Raw genomic sequence first — 14,476 nt, 5'->3', positions numbered from 1 at the left:
ACTACCTCGTCTATCAGCGAGCTGTCGCCAATGTCCGGGATATCATCAGTTTCGTGGGGAATAAGTCCACCTTCGTAGAATTTGTATTCGTTGTAAACATCCTCAACAACTATACCGGTGCTTCTGGCTTCTAGTGGTTGCTCAAAGCAGGGTTCATTATTCTCCAGAAGGTATTTTGCCTGAATAAAATATAAAACATTTTGCAGTTTTGGGTTACTTATATAATACTTTTTGACAATATATTCTGCGACTTTCCTTGCGTCCATTGTCTCTAAAAACAGCCCTTTCATTTTTACGAATTTAATAATTAAAAATTTATTATTGGTTACAATCGAGACAACATAATAGCTTATTTAATTAAAATTGTCAATATGACTTATATCCTTATTGTTTTTTGTTTAACTATTGCAAATATTTACTACATATGTAATTATTATATAGGGAGAAAAGTCTCAGATATGAAAGGGCGTATGGAGGAAATGAAAAGTGTAGCACAAGAAATATTTGTCAAGGCTGATACAGTCTTGGAGATGGGCCAGCGGCTGGATATTTCCTTGCCGGGTGACGATAGGACTTTCGTCGTAAAGGTGGAGGATATCGATAATGCACGGCTGGCATTGACGGTACCTGTGGATGAAGACAGATGTCCACTGATGATTTCCCGGGGAACCAGTTTGACCTGTAATTTCTTTGATGGAAATTCCTATTACAAGTTTGTGGTGGATTTACAGGGGAAATCAAATGAAAATATCCCTTTATGGCACACGGATAAGCCCATAAAGATACAAAAAATTCAGCACAGGGAATTTGTCAGAATGAAAATGGAACAGCCTTTGGTGGTTAAACTGCCGGATGAAGAGGATATTGAAAAGGGGATGCTGTTCACCAATACTGTTGATTTAAGCGGTGGAGGAATAGGCTTTATGCTGGACAGACCTTTGGAGGTCGGTCGAATGATAACCGTGGAATTGGATGATATCCCGGGGATAGGATTGTTCAATAACATGGCTGCGGTGGTAAGATATGAAGAAATAGAAGTAAAAGGGAATAAGGAGTATCGTATCGGGGCAAAGTTTGTCCACCTTGACCGAAAAGTACAGGATAAAATTGTGAATTATATTTTTAATTTGCAGCGGAAGGCGTCCAAGGGGCAACATCACTGATGGGTAAAAAGAGCAGTTATCTGCTCTTTTTATTTGTTTGTGGCAAAATTTGAACAACTGCGTTATGTCGAGTAGCTTTTATAGTTCGACGAAACGCTATAAGGAAGATTTTTCCACCGGAATGGAAAAATTTGAACAACTGCGTTATACCGAGATATTTTTTATGCCATCGGTGAAACGCCATAAGGTGTATTTTGCCTATGGCAAAATTTGAACAACAGCGTTATAATATACTATGGTAGGGTATGGGATTTACCCTAAATTTATTAGATTTTTCTATCTGCTTCGTTGCAGATATTTATATAGTATGGTTCAGGCGGTGAAAGAATGAATTCTCTTTTACGGGTTGGAATTGATGTGGGCTCCACCACGATTAAAGTTGTAGTTCTCAATAAAGAAAGGGAAATGATTTACAAGAAATATGCCCGGCATTTTTCGGAAATCAATTCCGTTTTAAAGGAAAATCTGCATGCCCTCAGCAAGGTGATTGAGGACAGGAAGTTTTCGTTGGCTCTGACCGGCTCGGCTGGGATGGGCATTGCTGAGCGTATTGGTTTGCCTTTTGTGCAGGAGGTTATAGCCTGCGCAGCAGCAGTAAAGAATATTATTCCCCACACCGACACGGTGGTGGAACTGGGTGGCGAGGATGCCAAGGTTACTTATTTTGGGGAAGCACCGGAACAGCGAATGAATGGTGTTTGCGCCGGTGGTACTGGTTCCTTTATTGACCAGATGGCATCTCTTTTGTCTACGGATGCCCAGGGGCTGAATGCATTGGCGGAAAAGGGAAAGCAGATTTATACCATTGCATCCCGTTGTGGTGTATTTGCCAAGACGGATATTCAGGCCCTGATGAATGATGGAGCGGCCAAAGCGGATATTGCCCTGTCGATTTTCCAGGCAGTGGTAAACCAGACAATCAGTAATTTGGCTCAGGGACGGCCAATTGGTGGAAATGTGGCCTTTTTGGGCGGTCCGCTTCACTTTTTGCCGGAGTTGAAAAAACGGTTTATCAAGACCTTGAAGCTGACGGATGATCAGGTGGTCCAGGTTGATGAGGGGAATTATTTCGTGGCTGTTGGGGCAGCTATGTCTGAGGAAGCTCAGTTGGTGAATATTGCCGAACTTAATTCCAGTATTGAAAAGGCAGAGGAAATTACTGCTTCGGAGAGCCATCAGGCGGATTTTGTCCTGTTTGAAACTCCGGAGGATTATAAGGCATTTAAAACCAGACATGAACAGCATCGGGTGCCTAAGGCTGAGTTGTCGGCATATCATGGCCCGGTGTATGTAGGAATAGACGCGGGTTCTACTACGACCAAGCTGGCGGCAATCGGTGCGAATAAGGAACTATTATATACATCCTATGGCAGCAATCACGGTTCACCACTGAATACGGTGGTCAAGGAAATGAAGGAGCTGTACGGGGCTATGCCGGCGGATACTTACATTGCTTCGGTGATTACCACCGGTTATGGTGAGGCTATTGTGAAGGCGGCTCTTCACGCTGATGGCGGTGAGGTGGAAACCTTTGCTCATTTGAGGGCGGCTCAGGAGTTTTGCCCGGAGGTATCCTTTGTATTGGATATCGGCGGTCAGGATATGAAATGCTTCTATGTGCACAAGGGCAATATCGGCAGTATTATTCTCAATGAAGCCTGCTCGGCAGGATGTGGTTCTTTTATTGAGAACTTTGCTCAAAGTCTAAATCTTACGGCTGGAGAATTTGCGGCCAAGGCCTTGGAATCCAAGGCGCCGGTCGATTTGGGCACAAGATGTACTGTGTTTATGAATTCCAAAGTTAAGCAGGCCCAAAAAGATGGTGCTGCTGTGGGCGATATTTCGGCGGGCATTGCTTTGTCGGTTATTAAGAATGCCCTGTTTAAGGTAATGCAGTTGAAGGATGTCAGCTCCCTGGGCGAAAACATCGTGGTTCAGGGCGGCACCTTTTATAATGATGCCGTGCTCCGGTCTATGGAGCTGCTATTGGAACGAGATGTTATTCGGCCTGATATAGCTGGCCTGATGGGCGCTTACGGAGCAGCTATTTTAGCTCTGGAGTCAGGCAATCGGCAGTCCAGTATTTTGCCGGCAGCCGAGCTGGAAAGTTTCTCGGTTAAAACCAATTCATTCCGGTGCAATGGCTGTGGTAACGCCTGTCAGGTAACGGTCCAGATGTTCCCGGACGGAGGCCGGTACTTTACCGGTAATCGGTGTGAACGGGGGGCCGGCAAGGAAAAGAAGGAAAGAAAAGCCGCCAATATATACAAATTTAAGTATGACCGGCTGTTTAATCATTATACTCCTTTGACTGCGGCCAAGCGGGGCAGGATAGGAATACCACGGGTGCTCAATATGTATGAGGATTATCCGTTCTGGTTTACCTTCTTTACTGATTTGGGCTACGAGGTGGTTTTGTCAAGGGAGTCCTCGGCTCAGCTCTACTACAGCGGTATGGCCACGGTGCCATCCGACTCGTTGTGTTACCCGGCCAAGCTGGTACACGGTCATATTATGGACCTGATTGAACGGGGAATTGACAAGATTTTCTATCCATGTCTGCCGTACAATATGGCGGATGACTACCATCCAACGGATAACCATTTTAATTGTCCGGTGGTGGCTTCCTATGCGGAAAATATCCGGGGGAATATGGATATTATAAGGGAAAAGAATGTAGATTTTCTGGAACCGTTTTTGCCAATCAACGATAAGAAAAAGATGGTAAAGCGCCTGTATCAGGAGCTGGGTGACCGGGAAGGGATTTCCAGGACGGAGATAGCCAGGGCGACCACCAAGGCTTATGCTGAGTTGGCTTCATATCGGGAGGAGGTTCGCCAGAGAGGGGCTGAAATCCTCAAAGAGGCTGAAGCAAAGGGACAGCATGTTATTTTATTGGCCGGCCGGCCTTATCATGTGGATCCGGAAATAAATCACGGCATACCGGAAATGATTCAGAGCTATGATTTGCCGATTATTTCTGAGGATGCGGTATATCATATGCCGGTTAAATCTGAGCCGTTAAAGATTGTCAATCAGTGGAGTTATCATGCCCGCCTGTACCATGCAGCACATTATGTGGCTGAGCATGAAAATGTGACGCTGATACAGTTCAGCTCCTTTGGCTGTGGCCTTGATGCATTGACTACTGGTCAGGTTAAGTCTATTTTGGAGGAACATGACCGGATATATACTATGATAAAGCTGGATGATGTAAGCAATCTGGGAGCAGCCAGAATAAGGCTTCGTTCTTTGATTGCGGCATTGGCCCGGCGCCAGCCGGTGGGGTATAAGGAGCTGGAAATTTCGGAGCGACCTTATTTCACCGAAGAGTGTAAGGAAAAGCATACTATTCTGGCCCCGCAGATGGCCCCAATTCATTTTGGTATTTTTGAAACTGTTCTGAATAAGTACGGGTATAATGTAATCATTCCGGAAATGCCACGGTCAGCTATTGATGTTGGCCTGAAATATGTGCATAACGATATGTGTTATCCGGCTATTGTGGTGGTTGGTCAGTTGATAAATGCTGTTCAGCAGGGCAAATGTGACCCGGACAATACATCGATAATGCTGTTCCAAACCTGTGGCGCTTGCCGGGCAACCAATTATATCAATGTATTGCGGCAGGCCCTGAAGGATGCCGGGTATCCTCAAATTCCGGTATTTGCTTGCTGGGGCCTGGAAACAGATGCCTTTAAATTTACCCGAGATAGCTTGATTGATGCTATCAAGGCTGCTGTATATGGTGATGTGCTGATGAATGTGAAAAACCGTACAGCACCTTACGAGCTGAATCAGGGGGATGCGGAGCGTCTGTACGATGTATGGCTGGAACGGTGCAAGGCTGATTTGTTGGAACCGAAGGGAAGCTATAAGCGGTTTGCGGCCAATATAAAGGCAATTGTAAAGGACTTTGAAGCCGTACCAATTGATGAAACATTGTGGAAGCCAAAGGTAGGCATTGTGGGTGAAATATTGGCCAAGTACCATCCGGTAGCCAATAACCATATTGAAAAGTTCCTGCAGGATGAAGGTGCCGAAGTGGTTATGCCGGATTTTGTGGATTTCTTTATGTATTCGGCCTATGATGCGGTGGTAAAAAGGGAATTGTTGGATGGCAAGCTGAAGAGCAAGTTGATTTCCCAGATGTTTATCCAGATAATGGAATTCTATCGGAGACCGGTTCGGAAGGCAATGAAGCATAGCAAGCGCTTCACACCGCCACACACTATTAAGGAAATAGCCCAAATGGCTAAAAAGCATGTTTCCTTGGGAAATATGGCCGGTGAAGGATGGTTCCTGACTGGTGAGATGGTGAAACTGATCAGAAATAATGTGCCAAATGTAGTATGCCTGCAGCCGTTTGGCTGCCTGCCGAATCACATCACCGGCAAGGGGGTTATTCACGAGTTGCGGCGCTATTACAAGGATGCCAATATACTGTCCATTGACTGTGATGCGGGAGCCAGTGAAGTCAATCAGATGAACCGTATTAAATTGATGCTGTCTGTGGCGAAGGAGAAAGGTCCATTGTTCAAATTTTTCTTCTTTAGAAGAAAAATCTTCCAATTAGCGTTTCAACGAGCTGGGAGATATGTTCGCCAGCTGTTGTAGTTTGTTTTCCCCCACCTAAAGAGGTGGGGGGACATCTTAAAGCTCGTTATATTGTCTGTGGACTGGCGCATAGCCATCTGCAGACAATATTTCTAATATCAAGGGGTAGTTATGAAGAAAAAATACAAGGCCACCGGAGTATTGGCGGCCAGTGTAATGGGAGCAGTGGCAACCGCTGTTTGGCCTGTCCCCGGTTTGGCTGGTCATATTATCCATAATGGTTTTTTAGCAGCCACTATTGGTGGTATGGCTGACTGGTTTGCTGTGACGGCTATTTTTCGGAAGCCTTTGGGCATTTCCTACAAGACGGAAATACTTATCAAAAACCGCCAGCGGATAATGGAGGCCTTGGTGGAATTTGCCGGGCAGGATTTGCTGAGTACTGAAAATGTAATGAAATTTGTCGGTAAGCAGAATGTGGCAGAATTTTTAGCCCGGTACATTGAATATCAGGGAAAGGACAATCTGGCCAATTTGACGGCTGATGTGGCCAGTGCGTTGTTTCGCCAAATTGATGTTCCAACGGTGGCGGGAAAAATAGCCCCGGCCATTAGAGAAATGATGGAGGAAAAACTGATTTCGCCATTTGGTGATGAAATAATCAACCGTTTGACCACAAGGGAACAGTCTGAGCTGATAATCCACACATTGCTTACGATAGGACCGGAAATCCTGCAAGACGAACAGCTAAAGGAGATATTAAAAGATAATATTGGTGAGGTTATAAAAGCCTATGAGGGAGACGGTGGGGGCCGGGCCTTCGTGATGGGGCTGCTGGGACTGGATGCAGAAAAACTCACGGGGGTATTGTTGGAAAAAGCTGATGAATGGATTGACGCTACGCTAAATGATTCCCAGCGGCTGGATCAGCTGACTGGCAATTTTTATGAACGATTGCAGGCTTTGGCTCAGGGACAGGACTTGCGAAACAATCTCCAGGCCACAATAAGTAATATGTGTCGGAGGGAAACAATTGAAGCTATGCTGGGTGACTATATTGGCAAGGCTATTATCAGTCAAAGGTTAATACACCTGGTTGACCGGACTGCCAGTGAGGCTTTGCAGCGCTTTGTGGAGAACGATGAATGGCAAGCACAGGTGGATGGAGCAATCAAGGCCTGGATGGCCCAGGAACTGGAGAACAATCATAGTGTCATAACAGCCCTTATCGAGGAACGGCTTAACGGCCTTTCGGATGAGGAGTTGGTGGAATTTACGGAGGAAAAGGTGGCAGATGACCTGCAAATGATTCGGATTAACGGTTCAGTGGTAGGTGCATTGGCCGGGATGGCCTTATCTGTTGTAGTGTATTTGGCAGGGCAGGTGATAAGCCCATGATGTGGAGAAACTGGAATAAGGCCGATAAAACATTGCTGGCAGCGGGAGTGATATTTCTTTTTGCTTTGTGCCTGCATATTCAATATCCAAAGAGTATGTTTGCGGATGGTTTTCTGTTTTGTGCAGAGGCGGCCCTGGTTGGCGGTATAGCCGATTGGTTTGCTGTGACGGCTTTGTTCAGGAAACCTCTGGGATTTCCTTGGCATACTGCTATATTGCCCCGTCGGCGACAGGAATTTACCGAAGCTACCGGGCGTATGTTGCAAAAGGAATTTTTTTCAAAGAAAAAATTATTGAAAAAAGCCAAATCTATTGATTATGCCGAAAAGCTGGCCCTGTGGCTAGAAAATGAGGATAACAATCAAAAAACTGTCCGATGGTTACAGGGAACAATAATCCGCCATATTGATCTGGTAAAAGAAGTAGTGGCAGAGCGGCTTTCGAACTGGATAGACAGTGAAGCTTTTGCCGGGAATGTTTTTGATATAATAAAACGAGAAGCTGAAAATGGCCGCGTTGCGGCAAAGCTGTTGGATGAACTGGTGGGAGCCTTGGACAACTATATCGGGGATGAGCGCTTTCGAACTACACTGTTAGGTTATTTGGAAAAATATCGGGATGAAAAAATGAATAATCCCTTTGCCAAGATGATGGGGGGCTTTGCGGAAGCAACAGATATAATAAATTTGGAAGAAGCAGCTGACCTTACCCAAAAACAGGCCGGAAAGCTGATTGATCAGCTGAAGAAAGCCGATTCAGAAGAACGGCAGGCATTATTGGTGGCAATATCCGATATAGTAAAAATGTCCCTAAATAATGAAGATTTTAAGAAGGACTTTTCCAATATATGGTCGAATATCAATAGGAAGAATTTTTTAATAAGGAATGCTGTGCTAAGTATTGATACATCTGCTGATAATAAAGCGGGTAGGTTGATACAATGGTTTTCCAGTTTAATGGTGGAAAATTTACAGACCATGCTCCATAATAATCATAGAATAAGGGCTGGGTTCAATGAATCTGTGTACCAGATTGCTGGCCGAGGCGCCTTGCAGGCCCAGGAGATGTTGGGGGACATCACCAGGGATGTGATGGAGAGCTTAACAGATGAGCAGATGAATCATCTGATTTATGATAAGGCCGAACCGGATTTGCTGTGGATTCGGATGAATGGCTCAATTGTGGGAGCTGTAGTGGGACTGGGGATTTTTGTACTATCAATTTTATAGAAGGTATATTAAGCCGATATGAAAAAATCGGCAGCAAGTAAAAGGGGCGAATAGAAGAATGAAGAAAAAACTTATTTTATGTCAAATAGTCAGTGCAGCTATTGGATGTGTTGCCGGTGCTTTTTTTGGCAGTAGTCTGGGGACAATAGGGGCTATAATAGCTGGTGTGGTTATAGCGGCTATTGTCGGTACAATTGGCATCAACACCTTGCTGAAGGATGGGGCAGTTCCAGCAAGTAGCCAGCCGGTTGCACGGCCTGCAGCGAGAATCGCCAGAGAACGGCCAGCCGAGCCGATGGCTACCAAAGCACATACAGATATTGATATGCTGGGGATTTCAGAGGAAATGGCCTACGCCTCCCAGCAGCTTCTTTGGGGTATTGATCAGTTTAGAAATACGCTTAACAAACTGGATCAGTTGGCTCTGTCCATCAGTGCCAAGAGTCAGGGCAATGCCAGCAGCCTGGAGGAGGCTTCGGCCAGTGTAATGGAAATTGCCGGCTCAGCCCACAATGTTTCAGAAACGGCTACCTCCAGCCTGGAACAGTGCAGGGATTCGGCTGATCTGGTAGAAAAATATCAGGATTCAATTGATGAAGTAAGCAATGCCATCCAAAGTGTTGGCGAGGTAGTTAAAACTGCGGTTGCTGATATTGATGAGTTGAATGTTGCTTCTGAGAAAATTGATAATTTTGTTGAGAAAATTCGTGGTATTGCCAGCCAGACCAATTTGTTGGCACTGAATGCAGCTATCGAGGCTGCCCGAGCCGGTGATCATGGTAAAGGTTTTGCAGTTGTAGCTGAAGAGGTTAGAAAGCTGGCTGCTGAAAGTGAAGGGACTACCAAGGAGATTGAAGAAATCGTTCGGGAAATTACCGGAACGACCTCCGGTGTTACCAAGAGCATGCGGGAAGGCAGCAAGCGACTGATGGCTGTAGAGGAAATGGCCGCAGCTTCTTCGGCAGCTATGGGTGAGATGGTTAAAAATATTCATACCATCGAGGCCGTAGTAAACGATTTGAGCCAGATGTCCAACAAACAGTGTGATACTACTGATGAAATGGCCAAAGTTATTGAAGGAATTGGCCATACTACGGTAGAGATTGCCGGTAATACTCAGGAAACCAGCTCCAGTGTCAGCAGACAGTTGGATAATTTGGGGAAAATCAAGGAATATGCCTCATCCCTGTTGGATGTCAGTGAGGAAATTCAGCGGGTTGCTGTTAAATTTAAGGACAAGGATGAGATTATCTTTGCAGTAAATCCATTTGCTTCTCCGGAAAAAATCCGTGAGCATTATGTTCCTGTATTGACCAAAGTGGCACAGAATGCCGGATTGAAAGCCAGAGTTATCATTGTTAAGGATTATGATGCTATTGGCAATTCCCTTAAAAATCATACCGCAGATTTGGGTTGGTTCTCACCGGCAACCTATGTGGCTGCCAAGAGTCAGTTCAACATTACCCCGTTGGTTACCCCGAAGGTTAATAACGGTACTTCCTATACCGGTTACATTATTGCCAAGAAGGGCAGCGGCATTAAGGATTTGAATGATTTGGCCGGCAAATCCTTTGGCTTTGTCGACAAGAAATCGGCTTCAGGTTATGTATATCCGAAGGCTGCATTGATAGAAAATGGTAAAAATCCGGATAACTTCTTTGGTTCAACCAGGTTTATGGGTAGTCACGGCAAGGTTATTGAAGCTGTACTGAACGGTGAGATTGAAGCCGGTGCGACTTATTCTGAGGCCTTTGATGCAGCTGGGGCAGCCGCATCAGCAAATCTGGACATTATTTTCATGACAGAGCCTATTCCAAAGGATGCTATTGCTGCTGCACCAGGCGTGCCAGCAGATGTTATCAGCAGACTTACTGCTGCCTTTGAACGGATGAATGACAGTGATTCCACTTGTGGCAATGCAATGAAGGGAGTTAAGCTCAACGGCTTCCAGAAGGCCAAGGATTCTGACTACGATGTAGTCAGAAAGGCAGCTTCACATGGCTGATTAACGCAGGGGAAAAATGACAGAAAAAAAGGAAGATATAAGGTGATAGGTCACTTTATACCTTCCTTTTTAGTTTGTAGTTTCGGATTACAGTAAAAAACAGAAGTCTTTTCCCGGCGTGAGATATTTCAGCAGAAGCATTTCATTGTTGGACAATGAAGCCACCACATTCACCCGATAATCAGCCGGCAGGTCAACTTTTAATATCTGCAGCTCACCCTGATAACGGCCGTAGTTCTCATTATCCAATGTCACATAGCCTTTGTTTCGTATGCCACACTGTTCAGCCTTAATGGAAAAGCCCGCATCCTTAAAATATTGGCGGCTTTCCTGGGTGCGGATAACATCTCTGGCCTCGTCCATTCGTGTGGTGAATTTGTTGGCCAGCAGATCAAGGATGGTTTGCCTTGTGGTCCATAAATCAGGTCGAAGGAAGATTCCCTGTCCCGGGGAGAATTCACCTAAACATTTTAGCTCGCTGTCGTGAGGCAAGGAATCCCCTACAAAAACCGAATCCATACCCATGGCCAGCAGATGTCGTAGGGCAAAATCAAAGGACGCTTTGCGGTGGAGCTCCATGGTAGGCAATCCGGCACAGATTGGTGAGCGGGGGCGGTTAAAGCTTGGAATAAAGGCACTGACCTTGATGCCATATTTATGCAGAAGCGAGGTCTTCTGCCAAACAAAATCCTCATCTAATCCGGTGTTTTCCCGGGGGAAAAAATTATGGCTAGCTTCAAGTTGATCTGCATTTGCGCCCAATCGTATCAGGGCTTTTAAGTAATCTTTGGTGATAGTGGAAGCATTTAATTGTATTTTTATGCCAAGAGTGTTTTGGCTCATTTCAGCTATTTTTTCAACGCCAAAGCCATAATCCAGGCGAAGGGTAGTCAGTCCCAGCCTGGCAAAATAATCCAGTGAAAAACCATCCAAGTCCAATAGTTCTGTAGTAGCCGGTGAAACATCGGTAATAACATCCATTGACTCTTTTCTGGCAATTTGGAGAATATGCTGAAGTTCATCTTTTAACTTGTTTTTATCGGTTTCAGGAATGTGCAAAGAGGTGAAAATACGCTTGATACCCCGGGCAGAGGCCTTTTTTATGAGCTCTATATTTTCCTCCGGGGTGTTATCCAAACCAAGATATATGGATATTCCGTTTGTCATCTCAATCAGTCCTTTCCTCCGGGTCGTCAAAACCTACGACCCAAGTAATGATAAAACCAGCAATATAAGCTGTAATTAGCCCGATGATATAAATTGGAATATTGTCAGTAACTGCAGCCAGTGGCAGTCCGGAAATTCCCATAGCAGAAGCTCCTACCATAAAGGTAGCTTGGACAGCCCCACCAAAGGCCCCTCCCGCACAGGCACATATAAATGGTTTGCCCAAAGGAAGTGTAACGCCGTATATCAGTGGTTCGCCTACCCCCATAAGGCCTACCGGCAAAGAAGAAAGAATTGTTTTCTTTAGAAAATGGTTTTTGCTTTTAAAATATACTGCCAAAGAAGCACCAATCTGGCCGGCACCAGCCATGGCGAGAATTGGCAGCAGAATAGTGACACCGTATTGGGACAGAAGCTGGGCGTGGATAGGGGTAAGAGCCTGATGGATGCCAAGCATTACCAATGGAAGCCATACACCACCCAATATAAAACCGGTAAGTGGGCCACCCTTTTCAACCGCCTCAGTGGCACCACTTCCGATGACATCGGCAATAACACCGCCCAATGGCTGCAAAACCAGAATGGCAGCAAAGCCACCCAGCAAGAGGACAATCAATGGCGTCAGAAAAAGGGTAAACATTTCCGGAATGTATTTCTTTAATTGGTTTTCCAACAATGCACCAAGAATTGCTACCAAGAGGACTGCAATTATACCACCACGGCCTGGAACCAGACTGCTGTCCAACAGATGAATGTTTGCCAGCATAGGATGGCTGATAACAGTCGCAAGGATACCACCCATTATCGGTGAACCATTAAATTCCTTGGCAGCATTTATACCCACGAAGATATTCAGGGAAAAGAAAACGGCATTTCCCATAATGGCCAAAAGCTGGGTGACTGGAGTATTGGCGATGGCCGGATTGACTTTTATGGCAATATTTAACAAACCGGTAATCAGTCCGCAGGCGATAAAACCTGGAATGAGCGGCAAAAAAATACTGGCAATCCGCTTGGTCATAAGCTTAAATGGAGTGGCATTCTTCTGTTTTATTTTGGCCTGAAGGGTTTTGTAATCACCGATGGCTGGTTTGATGTCAGAAGATTCTGCCGTGCTGTCTGCGCCCGATTCAGCAGCAGGGTTGAGCAGAGGCATAAATTCATCATATACATTGGTAACCCGCCCGGGACCAAGAATAATTTGCAGCTCATTTTCGGATACATTTACCCCCAACACCCCGGCAATGCCCTTTATGGCGTTAATATCAATGTCGTTATATGATTTTAGATGTAGTCGAAGCCTGGTCATACAGTGACTGGCTTCAAGTATGTTTTCTTTATTCCCTGCTAATTTTAAAATTTGAGAAGCAATTTCATTATAGTTCATAATACACCTTATTTTTTCAGATTTTTAATGGCAAGTCCAATATAACCATCTGCTTGTTCAAGCAGAAATTTTGCTTCGTCTATTGGCTTTTCGGAAAGAATATGGAAAATAGCCAGCTTGGCATTGCCTTCGGCTTGATCAAGGGCAGCTGTGGCAGTAAGTCGGTCACAGTCTGTGGCCTTGGTTACAATGTTTATGGCCCGCTGGGACAGCTTTTGATTGGAGGATTTAACATCCACCATCAGATTGCCATAAACCTTACCAAGTTTTATCATCGCACCGGTGGATAACATATTTAACACCATTTTTTGGGCAGTTCCGGCTTTTAACCGGGTGGAACCGGTAATAACCTCCGGTCCAGGCTGAACGACAATGGAATAATCTGCCGCTTTTTCCATAGGAGAAGCCGGACTACAGGTAAGAGATACGGCTACTGCCCCGATGGACTTGGCATACTTTAGTGCCGATAATGTGTAGGGAGTACGGCCAGAAGCTGCAATACCCACCAATATATCTTTATGAGTAAATTTACGCTCTTTCAAATCCTTAGCAGCTAGCTCAGGTGAGTCTTCGGCTCCCTCCACGGCTTTGAAAATAGCATTGTATCCCCCGGCAATAATGCCCTGTACCAGTTCCGGATCTGTGCCAAAGGTTGGGGGACATTCTACAGCGTCCAAAATACCAAGGCGCCCAGAAGTGCCGGCACCTATATAGAATAATCGTCCTCCCTGTCGAAGGCTTTTGGCTATCAGGTCGACTACTTGGCTTATAACCGGTAGGACAGGTTCAATAGCTAGAGCAACTTTTTGGTCCTCAGAATTGATGAGTTTCAACATCTCTATGGAAGAAAGGGTATCAATGGATGCAGTGGCAGGATTAGCTGCCTCTGTGGCAATTTGCGATAAATCAATCATTATAGTAAAACTCCTCCAAAATGTGTTTGCTGCACCTGTTTTTCGCAATATAAACATTATACTAAAATTTAAAAAAAATAGTATAGCTTTTTGTTGGTTTGCAGATAAAGAGTGCTATGTATTTCAAAAAAAGCTAAAAAATATGTTGACAAGGATTTTGAAAAGAGTTATATTATACAAGCTGACTCGTGAAGCAAGAGCTTGAAAGTCAGTAACAACACGATGAATAATTCGTGTTATTGCGCAGGGATTTTGTTGCAAGACAGTATCGCTGCAGAATGCTTAGTAATAAGTAGAGACACGAAGTAATTTTTGCCTAGAACGAGGCGCTGAAATGTTCGTGTTATTGCGCAGGAATTTTGTTGCAAGACAAGGCGCAACGACGAACCTGACCGAGACATACATAAACAGTATGTTGACCGAGGGTGAGGAGGAAGCAACACAGTATTGCAGCAAAATAACAAGCAAGGGTGTTCTTTGAAAACTAAACAATGCAATAATTAAATCATGCACACATGATTTAAAGCCAGATGATGGTATTACTTCTTCGGAAGTAATAAACATACAAAGTTTGTGTGGCACAATCCAAGAGCTTTTTAGCGATTGGTTAATGGTGCCCATGCCAAACATCCCAAGAAATGAGTCATTTATGACGA

10 protein-coding genes are annotated in these 14,476 nt (G+C 44.8%); 5 read left to right on the top strand and 5 right to left on the bottom strand.

Translation table 11 applies throughout. The features are described 5' to 3' along the window. On the bottom strand, positions 1-266 hold a 266-nt coding region (locus QZV24_RS09430), incomplete at its 3' end, for a type II toxin-antitoxin system antitoxin SocA domain-containing protein (protein ID WP_294523232.1). Between the two features lie 192 nt (positions 267-458). On the opposite strand from QZV24_RS09430, the gene QZV24_RS09425 reads away from it, so the two are divergent. From QZV24_RS09425 to phnD, 5 genes are all read left to right on the top strand, one after another. Then, complete coding sequence (locus QZV24_RS09425; RefSeq protein WP_294523230.1) at positions 459-1,163, top strand: flagellar brake protein; 705 nt, start codon at positions 459-461, stop codon at positions 1,161-1,163. 327 nt (positions 1,164-1,490) lie between these two features. Beyond that, positions 1,491-5,780 carry a 2-hydroxyacyl-CoA dehydratase gene (locus tag QZV24_RS09420; protein ID WP_294523229.1) on the top strand — a complete coding sequence of 1,430 codons (4,290 nt, stop codon included), beginning with the start codon at positions 1,491-1,493 and terminating at the stop codon, positions 5,778-5,780. A gap of 111 nt (positions 5,781-5,891) precedes the next feature. Next, the gene (locus QZV24_RS09415; RefSeq protein WP_294523227.1) at positions 5,892-7,118 is read left to right on the top strand and encodes a DUF445 domain-containing protein; all 1,227 of its coding nucleotides are present in this window, start codon (positions 5,892-5,894) and stop codon (positions 7,116-7,118) included. Then, the gene (locus tag QZV24_RS09410; protein ID WP_294523225.1) at positions 7,115-8,347 is read left to right on the top strand and encodes a DUF445 domain-containing protein; all 1,233 of its coding nucleotides are present in this window, start codon (positions 7,115-7,117) and stop codon (positions 8,345-8,347) included. The genes QZV24_RS09415 and QZV24_RS09410 overlap by 4 nt, the downstream gene beginning before the upstream one ends. A gap of 58 nt (positions 8,348-8,405) precedes the next feature. Continuing rightward, complete coding sequence (gene phnD, locus QZV24_RS09405) at positions 8,406-10,352, top strand: phosphate/phosphite/phosphonate ABC transporter substrate-binding protein (RefSeq protein WP_294523224.1); 1,947 nt, start codon at positions 8,406-8,408, stop codon at positions 10,350-10,352. A gap of 87 nt (positions 10,353-10,439) precedes the next feature. Here the strand turns inward: phnD and QZV24_RS09400 are convergent, their stop codons facing one another. From QZV24_RS09400 to QZV24_RS09385, 4 genes are all read right to left on the bottom strand, one after another. Continuing rightward, entirely contained in the window at positions 10,440-11,519 is a 1,080-nt protein-coding gene (locus QZV24_RS09400) for a DUF871 domain-containing protein (protein WP_294523221.1), read from the bottom strand. A gap of 1 nt (position 11,520) precedes the next feature. Continuing rightward, the gene (locus tag QZV24_RS09395; RefSeq protein WP_294523219.1) at positions 11,521-12,906 is read right to left on the bottom strand and encodes a PTS transporter subunit EIIC; all 1,386 of its coding nucleotides are present in this window, start codon (positions 12,904-12,906) and stop codon (positions 11,521-11,523) included. Between the two features lie 8 nt (positions 12,907-12,914). Beyond that, positions 12,915-13,820 (bottom strand): N-acetylmuramic acid 6-phosphate etherase, encoded by a 906-nt coding sequence (gene murQ / locus QZV24_RS09390; RefSeq protein WP_294523215.1) that lies wholly within the window; start codon positions 13,818-13,820, stop codon positions 12,915-12,917. A 282-nt stretch (positions 13,821-14,102) separates the two neighbouring features. Then, a partial coding sequence (locus QZV24_RS09385) for a hypothetical protein (RefSeq protein ID WP_294523213.1) occupies positions 14,103-14,476 on the bottom strand: 374 nt, incomplete at its 5' end.

Origin of the sequence: uncultured Anaerovibrio sp., from assembly GCA_902786545.1 — a bacterium.
Taxonomy (GTDB): domain Bacteria; phylum Bacillota; class Negativicutes; order Selenomonadales; family Selenomonadaceae; genus Anaerovibrio.
The sequence above is the reverse complement of the archived record's forward strand: the minus strand, read 5'-3'. Positions and strand labels throughout refer to the sequence as shown.